This is a genomic window from Pseudomonas sp. S44 (assembly GCF_016624805.1).
In the GTDB taxonomy this organism is placed as follows: Bacteria; Pseudomonadota; Gammaproteobacteria; order Pseudomonadales; family Pseudomonadaceae; genus Aquipseudomonas; species Aquipseudomonas machongensis.
The window spans coordinates 13,889-30,089 of sequence record NZ_JACVTY010000024.1; the positions used below are offsets into that span (position 1 = coordinate 13,889).

Below are 16,201 nucleotides of genomic sequence, written 5' to 3' on the forward strand. Positions count from 1 at the left end.
GCTCCGTGTCAGCGTGAGTAGGTGAGGTAGTCTGGCGTGGCATCAGTCTTCCTCCTTGAGCTGGACCTGTGTGTCGTTGAGCAACACCGACAGGATGACCTGGTGGCCGCGAGGGGGAATGCGCAGCACTTGGCTCCAGGTGGCGTTTTCCTGATTGCGGTAGTCGCCGATCACCGCGATGAAGCGGGTTTCGGGATCGATGGGCGCAAAGGGAATGAACTTGAACTGGCCAGGTCGCAGCAGGTAGTCGTCATCGCGGATGTAGGTGCTGCGCAATGCCTTGGGCGGGTCTTTGTCCAGCAGTTCGTAAACGCTGTTGCGCAGTAGCGAGTCATCACGCAGCTGCAGGATCTTGATCGCCATGGGCGTAGCGACAGGCTTGGCGGCCACGGTGGTGGTGTGGGGTAAGGTGAGGATCACGGTCGGGTCGTCATAGCTGCCGGGGGTGCTCTCTTCCATGGGCGAGCGCAGTAGGTCATCGTCCTCGTCCTCTGGCATCGCGACCGGCGACATGGCGGGGAACTGTTGCTGGAGGTATTCGAGCAGGGTCCCGACTTTTTCGGTCAAGGCGTAAGGGTCACCCGCGCTCAAGCTGACGGCGTAGGGGCTCGGTTCCAGGGCGCCAGGCTGCTCGACGGGTACTTCGACGCTGTGGGCGTTGCCGTTGAGCGTTGGGCTGGCGTTGATGCTGAACGCGACTTGGGTGGGGTGTTCCTTGGGCGGGCCGACGGGCACCGAGGGGTCCACGATGACTTGGCCGATCTTGCTCAGAGACGTGCAGCCTGAGAGTCCGATCAATGCCATCAGCACAGCGGCTGCGAATGAGTAACGGGTCATGGGTGTTTTCCTGCAATCAGGCTTTCCAACGAGTTCTGCTGCGCAGGTCCTGTCACAGTGTCCAGCGCCGCCAAGGGGTCGCTGCCAACCCCTGGTTCGAAGGCCGAGCAGATTTCAATGGCGGCCTCGCGCGTGGCGCAAACCGATTGCCAGCTCTGAGCGGGTACATCGAGCAGCCATTGATCAAGGGTTCTCTGCTCAGGGCTGAACAGATCCTCCAAAGAGCGCACATCCGTATGCGAAAGCTGAACCAGCAGTCTGAGAGCGCCAATGCGCAGTCGGTCATCGTCGAGCAGTCGCCTGGCGGTGAGCGATTCCAGGCTGTCGAGACTGTCGTTCAGATAGGTGCGCTGACAGAGGTCGATGACACAGAAGCTGCCTTCGAGCCAGCGAATCTCGCAGTGGATTGGTGCGACGCTCCCTTCGCGATCATTGATCCGCCAGGTGGCCTCTGCGCTGCCGATGGTGCCGCCAGCGCAATCGAACTGGTGTCGAACCGTGACGTCGTGCGGCAACTGTTCAAGGTTGATGATGCTCAAGGTCAAGGTGCTCATGAGCGCCCCCGAAACCGCACAACCGGGGCGATCTGACCGTGGCGATCATCGACGAAACTGGTCCAGCCCAGGTAGGCGCCTTGGCTGGCGTGCAGGCAAAAGGGCGATAGGGCGTTCTGCTTGAGGCGCAGCTCCAGGTCGTAGGCCAGGCCGTCGCGCAGCAGGAAGTCGATCAGTGCACGCAGGCGATTGAAGTTGATGCCGCTGGGCAACAGGTCGCGCAGCTGATCCTGGTCGAGTTCACTGATCACGATGGTGAACTTGCTGCTGCGAGTACGCGTGCGGCTGCCGACCATAAAGGAGCTGCCGAGCTCGCCATTGCTGCGGCCCAGGCTCACCAGTTGCTGGGCCGTGGTGGGAACCAGGCGGGTTTCGAACTCGCGGATCTGCACCTGCTTGAGGTCGAAGCAGTGGGCGATGATGCCGGCGACGGTACCGGGCGCACGGCTGCGGCTGGCGATGACGCCGGCGAAGCTGAGCAGCCGGCTCCAGGGCAGCGCCGTGTCGCCGCGCAGTTGTTTGTCATTCAACCCGAGCAGGGCAAAGATGTACTGGGAGAAGCCATCGCTGGCACCCGGCTGGAAACGAATGTAATAGCGGTACTTGCGCCAGATGCGGTGCAGCAGGCTGAGCAGGTAGTGGTTGAAGAAATCGAAGAACGCAGGCCGCACACCGATGCCGTGCGCATGCTCATACGCCACTTGCTCCAGGTAGTAGGAGGGCAGGGGTGAGTCGGTGCCATGCAGCCCCATGAACGTGGTGCACACACGATAGCGGTCTGCTTCTCCAGGGATGCGTTCAGCTTTGTACACATCGGATAGCGGAAAGGTCAGCCGTGGATCACAACCCAGCCGCACACGTAGCCGAGTGGCTTCGTCCGGCCAACGCGGTTCCAGGTCATCCCCGTGCAGGCCATGCAGGCGCTCCAGCAGCTGGAAGAAGTTGTATTGGTGCGCATCGGCGAGCAACTTGTCGGCTAGATCAGCGGTTGCTTGCCGGTCTGGATTGGCCATGTGTAGTGCTCGTTGTTGGTGGTGTTGATCACTTCCAGTTGATGGAGGGAATTGATGCTGGCGTACAGGGCGAAGAAGTGCGCGAGCACGCAACCGAACAGATACAGGTCGCCCTCGCAGAGAAATGCCGCCTGATCCAGCTTCAGCCGTGTGCGTAGCCCTCGAATGGGTTGGCCCTTGATCAGCCAGTCCAGAGGTTGCGTCTGAACATCCCGAATCCCTTCGAGGCGCTTGTGGGTGGTGCGCGTCTGCTGCAGGTCGTGCAAGGCCACGAAGTCATAGGCGCGAATGACCGCTTTCAGCGGTTCGGATGAAAGCAGCGACAGGTAGTTGAGCGACATGTTGGAAATCAGAGCCCACTGCAGCTGGCCGTCCAGTACCGGTCGATAGGGGCGGGTGGGCACGCAGATATTGGTGTACGTCGCCAGCGGTGGTGTTGCTTCAGTGAGGGCATTGATGTCATCGATGCCTAGCGCCAGTGGCAGGTTGCGGTTGGTGCAAGTCAGGTCGATGGATGCAGTTTCCAGCTCACCGATGTAAGCGTTGGCATCCGCTCGCACGAAGGCGATGCGATGAGTCACGCCGTCGCCCAGCAGGGACTCTTCAAGTGTGTAGCGGTAGTACAGCGCTGTGCGCCCTTGAACATGCTCGATCTCGTGGGCGAACGACTCGAAGGGACGGAAGGTACGTAGGTGTTCGCCGGTACTTCCGTCGGTGGTCGTGCGAGTGCTGATCACCCGATCGACACTGAATATTTCATAGGCGTGCCGCTCTTCACCTCTGGGAATGAGATCAGAAGGGGCGTGCTGGTTGGATAGGTCGATAGGTTCGGCGCTGTGGCTGAACAGGTTTACAGCGGGGGTGCAGAATAGGCTGAAATCCCCTTTGCCGATGCGCAACGAGTCAGGTAGCTGGCGGGTGAAATGAAGTTCAAGGCCCACCTGCCGAGTGGCTTGATCGGGCCAGACCTTTTCCAGCCCGGTTATGCTGAAAAAGTGGAAGCGCTTGGGAAATACAAAGTACTCCTGCAAGATCCGATAGCCGTCGAAAACGTTCTGCGGGTAAGGCAGCAACCCTTCGTTTGAGCTGAAGCCTGGGAAGATGATGCTGCTGGCTGGCAGCCGACGGACCTCGCCATTGATCGTCACTGCGGCATGCTTGAGGTACTGCGCGATCCAGAGGTACAGCGTGCGGGCAGTTTCGGTGTCGCCGCTCAGGTGGAAGTCCAGGCTGTCGCAGCCGAGAGTACTCAACGGTCGCTCGACCAAGGTGCTTAGGTCGATGCGCACCACCGAACTGTCGAGCGTCTGGGTGGCGTTCACTGCTTCGATCTCGAAGGGATGGATGTCCACCGCCATGCAGGTGCGAAATTCGCAGGACACCCCATCCACAGCTCTGGAAAACAGCCGCGAGCTCCTCGGGATCCGCTGGGACTGACTCAGTGCCTGCTTGCGTGGCGTGAATTGGATGATCGTGGCGCTCGGCAGCGGCCGCAGGTAATTGGGCCACAGCAGTTGCAGCATGGGGTGCGTCAGTTCTGGGAGGTCGTCTTCCAGCTTGAGCCGCAGCTTGGCGGTGAGGAAGGCAAAGGCCTCCATCAAACGCTCGACATCCGGGTCGCTACCACCCTTGCCGAGCAGTCGGGCAAGCTGTGGGTTGTCTTCGGCGAAGTCGTTCCCCAGCTCATGCAGGTAACGCAGCTCTTCGCTGAATCTTTCCTTGAGCGACATAGGTCACCTCACTCGGGTGTGGCGGTTATGGCCGTTGACCAGCAGTTCCAGTTGCAGCTGTTCCGTGTGGTTGTTGACCTGCACGTGACAGTCCAGCCTGAAATGCAGCTCCAGCGGGGCGTGACAATCGGGCACGGCTTTGAGCGAGCGCACTTGCACGCGTGGCTCGAAGCGCTGGATGGTGCGGCGGATGTCTGCGCTCACTTGCTGCAGCAGGTCGCCACTACTTGCGTCGTGCCCATTGAAGTCACGCAGGCCCAGCTCAGGGCTGCTCTGTGAGCAACCCTGGCGAGCGTTGAGCAGTGTTTCCAAGTGACGCTTGATGGCCGCGAACTTCTGGGTCGCGTTTTCTTGCCTGGAGGGCTTGCGGTTTGCGAGCTGATCGGCCACCAGTCGGTCAAAAAATCCGCTCATTGGGTATCAAGCCGTCCGACCAGGGAGATTTCGAAGTTCGCCCCCATGTACTTGAAGTGCGGGCGCACGGCGAGCGACACCTGGTACCAACCCGGATCACCGGGGACGTCCGATACCTCGACTCTAGCGGCTCGCAGAGGCCGACGGCTGCGCACATCGGCCGAGGGATTCTCCTGGTCGGCGACGTACTGCTTGATCCACTTGTTGAGCTCGGACTCAAGGTCACGGCGCTCCTTCCAGCTACCGATCTGCTCGCGCTGCAATACTTTGATGTAATGGGCCAGGCGGTTGACGATGAACAGATAGGGCAGTTGGGTTCCGAGCTTGTAGTTGGTCTGCGCTTGCTGCCCTTCCGGGGTCTTGGGGAAGTTCTTCGGCTTTTGTACCGAGTTGGCGGAGAAGAATGCTGCGTTGTCGCTGTCCTTGCGCATGGTCAAGGCGATGAAGCCTTCTTCGGCCAGCTCGAACTCCTTGCGGTCGGAAATCAGCACTTCGGTGGGGATCTTGGCCTGCAGTTGGCCCAGGGACTCGTACAAGTGCACCGGCAGGTCCTCGACGGCGCCGCCCGACTGCGGGCCGATGATGTTCGGGCACCAGCGGTAGCGGGCAAAGCTGTCGTTGATGCAACTGGCCAGTAGGAACGCCGAATTGCCCCACAGGTAGTTGTCGTGCTTCCCGTCGATATTCTCGTGGTAGTGATAGCTCTGGACGGGGTTTTCCTGCGGATGATAGGCCGAGCGGAGCATGAAGCGCGGACCGGTCAGCGCCGTGTGGCGGGCATCTTCGCTTTCACGGAACGCACGCCACTTGGCATGCCGCGGGCCGGCGAAAATGTCCTTGATCTCTTTCAGGTTGGGTAGCTCTTCGAAGCTGCTCAGGTTGAAGAAGTCGGGGGACGGGGCTGCGAGGAAAGGGGCGTGCGACATGGCACCGACGGAGGCCATGTAGCTCAGCAGTTTGATATCGGGGGAAGAGGGGCCGAAGTTGTAGTTGCCCACCATCGCTGCAACCGGCTCGCCGCCAAACTGACCGTAACCCGCGGTGTAAACGTGTTTGTACATTCCGCTGCAGGTGATATCGGCAGCATTCTCGAAATCATCGAGCAAGTCTTCCTTGCTGACATGCAGGACTTCGAGCTTGATGTTCTCGCGGAAGTCTGTGCGATCAACCAGAAGTTTGAGGCTCCGCCACGAAGACTCAAGTTGCTGGAATTCAGGCTGGTGCAGGATCGCATCCATCTGTTTGCTGAGTACCCGATCCACTTCGGCAATCATCTGATCGACACGGTGTTTGTTGATTAATTGATCTGGGTCATTGCTTTTAAGGATTTCAGCAATAAAAGCCGAGACCCCTTGTTTGGCGACTTGATAACCCTCTTGTGCCGGAACCAGTTGAGTCTCTGCCATGATCTGGTCGAGCAAACTGGCTGTGCCCAATGTGTCGATAGTTGCCTCAACGGTCACGGTAGTACTGTTTTGCTTAGGCATGGGACGCTCCGCTGTCTCAGTCTTCTTTTGGTGCTTCGAGCACCAGATCCAGTTCCTGGGCGAGCTGCTTTCGGGCGTGCTCGTTGCTCAGCAGGTGCTGTAGTTGCTTGCGAAACGCAGGCACATTGCCCAACGGCCCTTTGAGGGCAACCAGGGCTTCGCGCAGCTCCAGCAGCTTGTTCAGCTCCGGTACCTGGCGGGCGATCCGGTCTGGCCCGAAGTCGTTGATCGACCGAAACTGCAACTGCACGGCGAGCTCTGTGCCTGGTGCTGCGTTGAGCATGGAAGGTACGGACATGCCCAGGCTTACGTCGGCGTCGTTCAGCACGTTGTTGAAGGTGTGTTTATGGATGCGCATGACTGGACGGTCTTCCAGCGCACGGTTGTCATCCAAGCCGAAATCGCCCATGACCAACATCTTGTGGGGAAGCTCTATTTCGGCCTGTTCATCTCCAGTGGCCGGAACATATTTGATATTTATACGTTCCTTGGGCGCGACTGAACCAATATTTTTAGCCATATGATCTGTCCTTAGTCTGTAGGAAGTTTCCGTGATTACTGAAATTTCCTACATTGTCTTGTAGGAAAGTTCTTTCTGGAATGCGCGGATTTTTACTGTGTTGTTAGGAGGGGATTCCATCTATAAAAACCTTGCATCGCATGGAGTTATTTGGTCGAGCGAGAATTTGTAACATAATATTTGTTTGTTATTTGTCGTGCTTATGGCCTACGATTTCGCCAGTTTCCAGGTGGGTTTAAATATTGAGTTGTGCGTAAGCCTGGTTTTGGATAATTAAGAATCTAGCGCGAGAAGTTGCTTGCAGTGATTAACCGGATTACATGCGGTGTAGGAGTATTCCTGCTGTTTGGTTGTATGCCGATGGACGCATACGCTGATCAAGATTGCCCGCGGATCGTGTCTAACCTCGAGCGCCTGGCATGCTTTGACAAGTCCGCCGGAACACCGCCTCGCGTTGAGCCGGTGGAGTGGTCCGCGCCAGAGCAGGACTCACCCACGGTACGCCGCGTGTTGACTCACGAAGCAAGCCGGCCGCCAGAGGACCTGACGTTTCGCCTCAACGCTCAAGCGGAGGGCTTGCTGATTTCCGCGCCCGCCATCGCATCGGCAACGCCGGCTCCGTACCTGGTCATCAGCTGTGTGCAGAACATCTCCAGGTTGCAGTTGGTGCTCGGCCGCCCTGTCGATGTGGGACGGGTGAACGTGCGGTTGCAGGGTGAGCAGCGCGCGACCCAAGCGACGCCATGGCAGGTGATGGAAAACGGTCAGGTACTCGACGCTGGTCGAGGTTTACCGGGAATCGAGCAGATCAAGCAACTGATCGGCGCTCACCGCATCCACGTCCAGAGCGACAACCCGGCCGTCGATGGCTTGATCTTTGACGCCCAGGGACTTGACCCGCTCATCAATGAGGCGCGCAAGACATGTCGCTGGTAGCACAGGTTTCGGCTGAAGAGATCGCCCGGCTGCTTGCGCCGATCGACCCACAGACACCCGCTGGCCTGTTTGATGTGGAGGACGAGACGTACCAGGCCATAGACCAGGAGATGGTCAAGCTGGGTGGGCTGCAGGAAACCTCGATCGACTGGGTCTACATCGAAGAGGCGTCCCGGCAGTACCTGAGCGAGCAGTGCAAGCACTTGCGGATCGTTGCCCACCTGAGTGCGGCATGGCTGCGCAATGGTTGCTGGGAGCGCTGGGGGTTCACCTTGGCATTGTTGGCGGGCGTTGTTGAGCGCTATTGGGAAACCGCTCATCCAAAGCCCGGCCCCAAGGGCTACCTGGGCAAGCGCAAGTTGGTCGGGATGATGGTCACCCGCTTGATCGAGGCGCTGCCGCGGCTGGACCGCTTTACCTACAACGCCTCTCATGCCGCAATGGCTGAGGACGGATTGAAGCGTCTGCAGCAGCAACAACACACCGCGCTGCTGGATGCCGCTGCTCTGGACGAGCTCGAGTGCTTGTTACGCAAACACCTGGAGCTGGCCATCGGGGCTGGCGAGCCTATCGCGCCTGCGGCTTCTACACCCAGCACCAAACCTGCATCCCTGGCGCAAGTCATCGCCACGCCAGTGCCGCGGGTGTCGCTGGGCAATGAGCGAGAAACGCGGCGTGCGGTATTGAGCATGGCCGAGCTCATCAATCAACAGGACCCCTATGACCCTACCGGCTACCAGTTACGCAGATTCGGCCTGTGGGCACACATTCAGGTTGCGCCGCAGACCAGGCAGGGCAATCGGACGGAGCTGATGGCCGTTCCGCAGGATATCGCCGGTGATTATGAAGAGGCTATCGCGGGTACGACGATTGACGCGGCGTTGCTGCAGCGGATCGAAAAGAGCGTAACGGCCTGCCCTTACTGGATTCGCGGCAGCTTCCTCGCGGCGACTGCCGCAACCCGGTTGGCGATGGGCGAAGTGGCGGAGGCCATTCGCGCTGCCACCGCACGGTTCGTGCTGCGCATGCCAGCGTTGCAGCAATTGTGCTTCAGCGACGGCCGGGTATTCGTGGATGACCAATGCCTGGCCTGGCTCAAGGGCTCCCAGGGGCAATCCGATCAGGACGCAGGCGCGCAGGAGTTTGCAAGCCTGCGCGAAGAGTTGACCGGCCAACTGGAAACCGCTGGCGTCGAACCGGTTCTGCTCAGACTGCAGGGAATGCAGGCGGATTTGCGAACGCCTCGGGAGCGCTGCCATACCACGGTGATCGCTGCTGACTTGCTGGCGGCGCGGGGAGTGTCCTGGCTGGCGCAGGACCTGTGCGCAAGCGTTGCCCGGACGATGCAGCACACCACCGCCAGCGCATGGGAGCCAGAGGTCTTTCAGCGGCTTCAGCAGTATGCCGCTCCCCAGTTGCTGGTTGAACGGAGCAAGGAACAGGAGTCTTGATGAAGCAATTATGGACGCAACTCAAACGCTGGGGCTTGCCGCTGGTAACGCGTATTGGTCTGGCGATGCCGTTGCTGCTTGCGCTGGGTGCTGTGCTGATGCTCGTTACCATCTGGTGGCTCGGTCCGCAATGGACGTGGCGTGAACAGCAACCGTTGGCCAGTGTGGCTCATCGAGGGCTGGCAAGCCTGGTGCTTGTGCTGGTGCCACTGCTGTGCTGGCTGGTTGTGCTGCGCGGGCGTAATCGCCGCCTGCAGGCAGAGCGCAATCAGGCTGTGGCCGCGGAGCTGGATCAAACGTTGCCGTTCGTTCAAGCGCAAGAGAAGGCATTGGACCAAGGGCTTTCGCGATTTCTGCACAATGCCGGTGGGCGACACGCCTTGTACCGATTGCCCTGGTACCTGGTGGTGGGTGACCAGCACGCGGGTAAAACCAGCTTCATCGACCGTACCGAACAGAGTTTCTCTCTGACTCGCATCGACAAGGCGCAGGCGCGTGGCCGACAAGTGCAAGCGCTGGCGTACCCGATCGGTTGGTGGGTGAGCAACGATGCGGTGATCATTGATCCGCCGGGCGCCTTCATCAGTCAAGAGTCGCGATCGGTTTCGCCGGGCGAAGCGGCAGAGGCACCGGCAGTACCGCCTGGTACCCCGGCCAGGTTGTGGCAGCACCTATTGGGTTGGCTGGTACGCAACCGCAGCCAGAGAGCTCTCAACGGCGTGGTGCTGGTTGTCGACCTGCCTGCGCTACTGCACGGCACGCCAGAGCAGCGCGTTGCACTGGCACATGTCTTGCGCACCCGCTTGTATGAGTTGAGTAGCCAATTGGGCTCGCGCCTGCCGCTGTATGTGGTGCTGAGCAAGTTCGATCTGTTGGATGGTTTTGACCAGCTTTACGCAGGGGTTCCCGCTGCCTCCCGGGAAAAGATGCTGGGCTTCACCTTCAAGCTCGATGCGGCTACGACCTTCGACGCCTGGTTGGACGAGTATGGCGACTACTACGATCAATTGATCAGCCAATTGTTCGAGCAGGTGGTGGATCGCCTCGATACGTTGGGCGGCGCGTCACTGCGCGCGCGTCTGTTCTCATTGCACGCTCAGTTGGTCGGGCTGCGTCCCATACTGCTGGGCTTCCTGAAAGAAACGCTGGCAAGCGATCGCTTCACCACGCCGGCCCTGGTGCGCGGCGTGTACTGGTCTTCGGTCGTACAACAAGGCGACATGCTCAATGCGTTCGTTCGTGAGGCGGCACAGCCCTACAAAACGACGCCTCCGCTACTTGAAGGCAAGACCCAGGGCAAGGCGCTGGCCTATTTCATCCAGCACGCGTTCAGGCGGGTCATCTATCAGGAGGCCGGGCTTGCCGGCGACAACATCAGAGTGGCGCGCGGCAAGCGGCAGTTGCTCTGGGTTGGAACGGGTGTCGGTGCACTGGCTGTTTTCGTCTCAATCGCCAGCTGGCAACGCTACTTCGATATCAATGGCGCCAAGGCTGCCAACGTGCTCGCCAAAAGCCAGGAATACAGTCATCACCAAGTGGATCAGCGCCTGGATCCGACCGGGCGCAACCTATTGGAACCGCTGGACCAGATTCGCGACGCTGTGTCGGTGTTTGGCGACTATCGTGCCGCGTGGCCGGGTGTGGCTGATCTAGGTTTGTATCAGGGGCGTGCCATCGGACCCCGCGTCGATGAGGCCTACCTCAGTTTGCTCTCGAAACGCTTTCTGCCGGCCTTGGCCAGTGGGGTAATTGAGGCCATGGATGCAGCGTCCCCAGGCAGTGAGCAGCAAATGGCAGCGCTCAGGGTTTACAGGATGCTAGAGGACCGGCGCAATCGCCGACCCGAATGGGTCGAGGACTGGATGGCCCGCCAGTGGCAGCAAAAGTTTCCCGGCCAAGGGCAACTGCAACGTGACCTTATGCGGCACCTGAAGTACGCCATGGCCTATGCCGATACCGAACTGCCGCAGTACAAACAGCGTATCGCCGAGGTGCAGCAGACCTTGCGCAGGGTGCCACTGCCAGAGCGAGTCTATGCGAGCCTCAAGCAGCAGGCAGGGGAGCAGTTGCATGCAGGTCTGGACCTGCGTCATCAGGTTGGGCCAGCGTTCGATGTGGTGTATCAGCCCGCTGTCGGTGCCAGGCAGGGTGAAGGGCTGTTGCTGGCACCAATGCTTACCGCCAAGGGCTTCAAGGAATACTTCGAGCCGCGCAGCCAGCGCTTCGCCGAATTGGCGATGGTCGACGAATGGGCGCTGGGTGAGCGCGGCCAGCTTGATTACTCGGATGCCGACCGAGAGGCGCTGGGAGAAAGGCTGCGCAGCTTGTACAGCGCTGATTTCATCGACAGTTGGCGGCGGGCCTTGAATGCCTTCTCGGTGGCTGACTTCCGCGATCTGGATCATGGGGTTGAGGTGTTGCAGCAGTTCACCGGCCCAGCCGCACCCCTGCATCGGCTGTTGGAGACTGTAAAGGACAACGCATCGCTTTCATCGGCTGTGGGCGTTGAGGTCTCTGGGGAGGCTGAGGCGTTGCGACCGAGAGCCGACAAACCAGAGCAACAACAGGCGTGGGCAATCCAGCGTACTTTTGCAGGGCTGGGTAGCATGCTGCGGGCAACGGGTGAGAAGCCCAGTTACTACGATGAAACCCTGGGCGCCATTGCGGCTGTCCATGACTATGCCAAGGCGGTGCAGGACAGTCCGGACAGAGGTAAGGCTGCACTTCGGGCCGTGCATCAACGTTTCGCGATGACAGGGCAAGATCCAATCAGCACCTTGCAACGAGTCGCTACCGGCCTGCCGGAGCCGATCAACCACCAGGTCAGGAAAGTGGCCGATCAAACGGCACAGGTGCTGAACGTCGAAGCGCTGCGCGAACTGGAGCGGCGCTGGGATGCCGAGGTGTATAGCTTCTTCCAGCAGCGTCTGGCCGGACGCTATCCCTTCGTGGTACGAGCGCCCGATGCTTCCCTGGACGACTTCGAAGCGTTCTTCGGACCGAAGGGGCGGCTGCAGCAGTTCAATGATCAATATCTCAAGGTCTTCCTGAAGGATAACCTCGAAGCCTTGCAGGCCGGCGAGCAAGGGCACCCGCTGATTCGCAGCGACGTGATTGAACAGCTGGAGTTGGCAGATCGCATCCGTGAAACCTTCTTCGATCAGCGCGGCAACCTGAGCGTGCAGTTCAGCATCGAGCCGCTGGGGCTCAGCGCCAACCAGCGCACCAGTCTGCTGGATCTTGATGGGCAGCTTATTTCATACACCCATGGTCCACGCCAGATCACCGGTATCGTCTGGCCCAACACCTTGGGGCAGCACGTGCGTAGCAACCTGACTTTGCTCAGACAGAACGGCAATAGCAGTAGTTTGGAATACCGCGGCCCCTGGTCGATGTTTCGTTTGCTCAGCCGCGGATCGCTCAATGGGCGCACGGCGACCAGTGTGGACCTGAGCTTCAGGACCGGCGATGGCGTGATGCGTTATCGGCTAAGCGCTGAGAAGGCTTTCAATCCCATTACTCAACAGCCGTTCAAAGGTTTCCGGCTGCCGCGTGGACTGTTGCAGCAATCGCCCAGGTTGGCGCCAACCACGCAGGCTGGCCTATAAGCGATGTAAGGGACTCGCTCATGCAAATGCATGAGCGAGTGAGACCTTTGAAATGCTGTGCGCAGGCCAGCTCCACGTCGGCATTGCGCACGCGTTGGTTGATCGCGACACGGTCGCGACGAATGTCCATCGGCTCGAACGGCGTCTCGTCGGTGAAGATCGCCTCCCGTTCATAGGCACCCCACGCGTCGTCGCCGACCACGCTGGAGCCGGAGGTGTGGATGAACGCTTTACCACTGCCGCGCAGGGCGTTGATGAAGGTCTCGACGCTGGCAAGGTGGTCCGAGTCGGCGGTGTGCACCAAAAATCATGTGTCCAAGACAGCCGGGACTCGACGCTCAGAAATAAAAGTTTTGTGGTAATGCTTTTTAAATATTTCTGGTTATAACCGCGGCTCGCTAAAGTAGCGTCACCTTCCGATCGCGACCTACGCTGGAACTCCTTGCCATGAGCGGCCCCCAGGGACATTCGAGCCCGATCCTGACCTTCCCCCAAGGGGAAAAGGATCCCCTGTCGATTCGGGCCAAGGCCCTGGTCTTCGCCGATCCGCGTTCGCGCCAACTGCTGGAGTTTCTGCAAAGGGTCGGGCCCAGTGAAGTGCCCGTGCTGATCAACGGTGAGACCGGCACCGGCAAGGAGCTGGTCGCCCGTTACCTGCATGCGGCCAGCGGCCGTCGTGGCGCCTTCGTGGCGGTCAATTGCGGGGCGATCAGCGAAACGCTCGCCGAAAGCGAATTCTTCGGCCATGAGGCCGGGGCCTTTTCCGGCGCCACGGGCCGTCGTGCCGGCTGGTTCGAGGAGGCTGACGGCGGCACCTTGTTTCTCGACGAGATTGGCGATCTGCCGCTAGCGCTGCAGGTCAAGCTGTTGCGTGTGCTGCAGGAGCAGGAGGTGGTGCGGGTCGGCTCGCGCAAGCCCGTGAAGATCGACATCCGCCTGGTAACCGCCACCAACGTTGACCTGGAGCAGGCGGTGGAGGCGGGCAACTTTCGCCTGGACCTCTTCTATCGCATCAACGTCGCCCAGGTCGCCGTGTTGCCACTGCGCGAAAGGCCCCTCGACATCCTGCCGTTGGTGGAACACTTTCGGCGGCTCTACAGCGCGCGCTTGAACATCAGTGAACCGATGCTCTCCGAGTCGGCGACCCAGGCGCTGCTCGACTATCCTTGGCCGGGCAATATCCGTGAGCTGGAAAACGTTGTGCACCTGGCATTGCTGGTGGCCGGCGACAAGCCGATCCGCCCGGAGCACCTGAAGTTTTCCGCTGGGCTGAGTGTGGCCAGGGCCAGTGCGGGCAACGTGCACACGCTGCCCCAGGAGGTGATGCGCGAACAGTTGCTGCGCTTGTTCGAGGTCCCTGGAGAGGCGTTGCTGCACGACATCGAAGACCTGATCGTGCGCGAAGCGTTTGCCTATTGCGGCTTCAACCAGCTGCGCACGGCGGCGTTGCTGGGCATCACCCGCAATGCCATGCGCACCTTGCTGGTCAATCACGGCATGCTCAAGGGCCGCACGCCGGGCTGATCCGCCGCAACAACGGCACCAGCTCGGCCCCCAGGTGAATTGCCTCTTCCAGATGCGGGAAGCCCGACAGCACGAAACACTCCACGCCCAGTTGGCTGTAGGCTTCGATCCGGTCGGCGACCTGCTGGTAGCTGCCCACCAGCGCAGTGCCGGCGCCCCCCCGCACCAGCCCGACCCCGGCCCAGAGGTTGGGTGAAACCTCCAGCTCACGCGCCCGTCGTCCACGGCCCTTGACCAGCCCGGTCTGGCGCGACTGGCCGACCGACTCGTAGGCGGCCATCTGCAGTTGCGCCTGCTCGATGGCTTCCTTGGGGATCTCCTCCAGCAACCGCTCCACATGCGCCCAGGCTTGCTCATCGGTGGGCGCGGCGAACACGTGCAAACGCAAGCCGAAGCGCAAGGTGCGTCCGCGAGTTGCCGCCAGCTCGCGCATGCGCAGGATGCGTTCGGCGATCATCTGCGGCGGTTCGCACCACATGAGGTAGGTCTGCGCATGGGCTGCGCCCACCTGTTCGGCGGCGTTGGATGCGCCGCCGAAATAGATCGCCGGTGCTGCTGCCTGAGGTGCGATCGGGCTGCCGCCCCCGCTGCGGTAGTAGCGTCCGTGATGGGGTTGACCGTGTCCGCTCCAGACGGCCTGGAACACCTGGAGGAACTCGGCAGTGCGTGCATAGCGCTCGTCATGCTCGAGAAAATCCCCCAGCGAGCGTTGCTCGAAGCGGCTCGATCCGCTGACCACATGCAGGTCCAGGCGCCCGTTGCTGAGCAACTGCAGGGTCGCGGCGCGGTGGGCGCTGTAGGCGGGCAGTTCGAGCCCCGGACGCACCGTCAGCAGGAAGCGCAGGCGCTGTACCTCCTGGGCCAGCACGGCCGTGATCAGCCAGGGGTCTTCGAAACCGCTGGCGGTGGGCACCATGATGCCGTCGAAGTTGCCGAGCTCGGCGGCGCGTACCACCTGGCGCAAATAGTCGAGGGTCGGCGCGCGTTCACCCTGCTGGAACAGGCCGACCTTGGGCAGGCCGCTGCTGGTCAGGTGACGGCCGTCGCCATTGGTGGGCAGGAACCAGTCGATCTCGATCGGCCTGTGCGCGGGCTTGTACATCTCAGACGCTCTCCTTGCGGGTCAGCAGGGGCAGGACTTGCTCGCCGAAGCGCAGCACCTCGCTGACCGTCGGCTGGCCCTGGATGACGATATGCTCGATCCCTACGCCGTGCAGCTCTTGCAGGCGGGTGGCGAGTTGCTGCGCGGTGCCGACCAGGTACAGCGGTTGATCGGGGGCCTGCTGCAGCAGGTTGGGGTGCACCTCGAAGCGGCGTAGCGGGTGGCCGTCGCGTTGCAACCGCGTCACGCTGTCGGCGCGGTCGGCGGGTGGTGCAGGCAGTTGGCGGGCGGCGGCTTCCCAGGCTTGCGCTTCGGTGTCGGCGAGTATCAGGCCGAGGGTGCAGGCGAACGTCGGTGCCAACGCCGGTTCGGGGCTGGCGTCGCGCTGTCGGGCAATGGCCTGGCGCAGCCAGGCGGGTGGCGCCGGGCGCAGCAGGCAGGCCTGGGCGTGGCTGGCGATCAGCGCAGGGCTTTGGCTGTCGTCGAGGACGATGGGCGGTGCGGGCAGGTCGCGCCAGGCGAAGCCTGCGTTCTCCAGCTGAAAATAGCGACCGTTGTAGGTGAAGCCCGGGTCGCTGCCGCGCAGCAGGCGCCCGAGGATTTCCAGGTATTCGCCAATACGCTCGTTGCGCTGGTCGCGGTTGAGCCAGTCGCCGAACGCCTGGCGCAGGCTGTTCTGTTCGCCGTCTGGCAGGTGCAGGCGCACGCGGTTGGCGCTGATCGACTGCAGGCTCTGCACTGTACTGGCCAGCGCTGCTGGCAGCATCACTTGCGGCGGTATGCTGACGGTCAAGCGCACATGGCGGGTGTGTGCACACAGCGCTGCGGCTATGCCCAGGCTGTCGAGGCACTGCGCGCCACCGGGAATCCACAGGCCATCGAGCCCGGCATATTCGACCGCCTGGGCCAGTTGAATCCAGTGCCCAGGGCCTGTCACGCCGCCGTGCGCCGCAGCCGGGCCGCAGAGCGGCAGTTGCCAGCTGAATTCAAGGGCCATGACCACGCTCCGTCGGGCGGCAGAAAGA

The 16,201-nt window shown here is 61.1% G+C and carries 14 protein-coding genes; 4 read left to right on the forward strand and 10 right to left on the reverse strand.

Annotation, left to right across the window (positions count from 1 at the left end):
* Positions 1–42: 42 nt before the first annotated feature.
* From tssJ to tssB, 7 genes are read right to left on the reverse strand one after another with little or no spacing between them, the layout of a single operon-like run.
* Positions 43–837, reverse strand: a complete 795-nt coding sequence (gene tssJ / locus IAE40_RS17780; protein WP_197891445.1) for a type VI secretion system lipoprotein TssJ — start codon at positions 835–837, stop codon at positions 43–45.
* On the reverse strand, positions 834–1,391 hold the full coding sequence (locus IAE40_RS17785; protein WP_197891447.1) for an FHA domain-containing protein: 558 nt from the start codon (positions 1,389–1,391) through the stop codon (positions 834–836). The genes tssJ and IAE40_RS17785 overlap by 4 nt, the downstream gene beginning before the upstream one ends.
* Complete coding sequence (tssG, locus tag IAE40_RS17790; protein WP_153773052.1) at positions 1,388–2,404, reverse strand: type VI secretion system baseplate subunit TssG; 1,017 nt, start codon at positions 2,402–2,404, stop codon at positions 1,388–1,390. Before tssG ends, IAE40_RS17785 begins: the two co-directional genes overlap by 4 nt.
* Positions 2,368–4,134 carry a type VI secretion system baseplate subunit TssF gene (tssF, locus tag IAE40_RS17795; protein ID WP_200603616.1) on the reverse strand — a complete coding sequence of 589 codons (1,767 nt, stop codon included), beginning with the start codon at positions 4,132–4,134 and terminating at the stop codon, positions 2,368–2,370. Before tssF ends, tssG begins: the two co-directional genes overlap by 37 nt.
* A 3-nt stretch (positions 4,135–4,137) precedes the next feature.
* Positions 4,138–4,548 (reverse strand): type VI secretion system baseplate subunit TssE, encoded by a 411-nt coding sequence (tssE, locus tag IAE40_RS17800; protein WP_153773054.1) that lies wholly within the window; start codon positions 4,546–4,548, stop codon positions 4,138–4,140.
* Positions 4,545–6,035 carry a type VI secretion system contractile sheath large subunit gene (gene tssC, locus IAE40_RS17805; RefSeq protein ID WP_153773055.1) on the reverse strand — a complete coding sequence of 497 codons (1,491 nt, stop codon included), beginning with the start codon at positions 6,033–6,035 and terminating at the stop codon, positions 4,545–4,547. Before tssC ends, tssE begins: the two co-directional genes overlap by 4 nt.
* A gap of 16 nt (positions 6,036–6,051) precedes the next feature.
* The gene (tssB, locus tag IAE40_RS17810) at positions 6,052–6,555 is read right to left on the reverse strand and encodes a type VI secretion system contractile sheath small subunit (protein WP_153773056.1); all 504 of its coding nucleotides are present in this window, start codon (positions 6,553–6,555) and stop codon (positions 6,052–6,054) included.
* A 360-nt stretch (positions 6,556–6,915) separates the two neighbouring features.
* On the opposite strand from tssB, the gene vasI reads away from it, so the two are divergent.
* From vasI to tssM, 3 genes are read left to right on the forward strand one after another with little or no spacing between them, the layout of a single operon-like run.
* Complete coding sequence (gene vasI, locus IAE40_RS17815; protein ID WP_232233457.1) at positions 6,916–7,491, forward strand: type VI secretion system-associated protein VasI; 576 nt, start codon at positions 6,916–6,918, stop codon at positions 7,489–7,491.
* Positions 7,479–8,942 carry a type VI secretion system protein TssA gene (gene tssA, locus IAE40_RS17820; protein ID WP_197891462.1) on the forward strand — a complete coding sequence of 488 codons (1,464 nt, stop codon included), beginning with the start codon at positions 7,479–7,481 and terminating at the stop codon, positions 8,940–8,942. Before vasI ends, tssA begins: the two co-directional genes overlap by 13 nt.
* Complete coding sequence (tssM, locus tag IAE40_RS17825) at positions 8,942–12,550, forward strand: type VI secretion system membrane subunit TssM (RefSeq protein WP_200603617.1); 3,609 nt, start codon at positions 8,942–8,944, stop codon at positions 12,548–12,550. Before tssA ends, tssM begins: the two co-directional genes overlap by 1 nt.
* Here tssM and IAE40_RS25770 read toward each other — a convergent pair.
* Positions 12,474–12,851 carry a hypothetical protein gene (locus tag IAE40_RS25770; protein ID WP_234465183.1) on the reverse strand — a complete coding sequence of 126 codons (378 nt, stop codon included), beginning with the start codon at positions 12,849–12,851 and terminating at the stop codon, positions 12,474–12,476. The two genes, tssM and IAE40_RS25770, sit on opposite strands and share 77 nt — an antisense overlap.
* A 146-nt stretch (positions 12,852–12,997) precedes the next feature.
* Here IAE40_RS25770 and IAE40_RS17835 point away from each other — a divergent pair, with 146 nt between their 5' ends.
* Positions 12,998–14,074 carry a sigma-54 interaction domain-containing protein gene (locus IAE40_RS17835; protein ID WP_200603618.1) on the forward strand — a complete coding sequence of 359 codons (1,077 nt, stop codon included), beginning with the start codon at positions 12,998–13,000 and terminating at the stop codon, positions 14,072–14,074.
* On the opposite strand, the gene IAE40_RS17840 is transcribed toward IAE40_RS17835, so the two are convergent.
* Together IAE40_RS17840 and IAE40_RS17845 are read right to left on the reverse strand one after the other, a co-directional pair.
* Entirely contained in the window at positions 14,052–15,176 is a 1,125-nt protein-coding gene (locus tag IAE40_RS17840; protein ID WP_054892722.1) for an LLM class flavin-dependent oxidoreductase, read from the reverse strand. The two genes, IAE40_RS17835 and IAE40_RS17840, sit on opposite strands and share 23 nt — an antisense overlap.
* Before the next feature lies 1 nt (position 15,177).
* Entirely contained in the window at positions 15,178–16,173 is a 996-nt protein-coding gene (locus IAE40_RS17845) for an LLM class flavin-dependent oxidoreductase (protein ID WP_153773061.1), read from the reverse strand.
* Positions 16,174–16,201 lie beyond the last annotated feature (28 nt).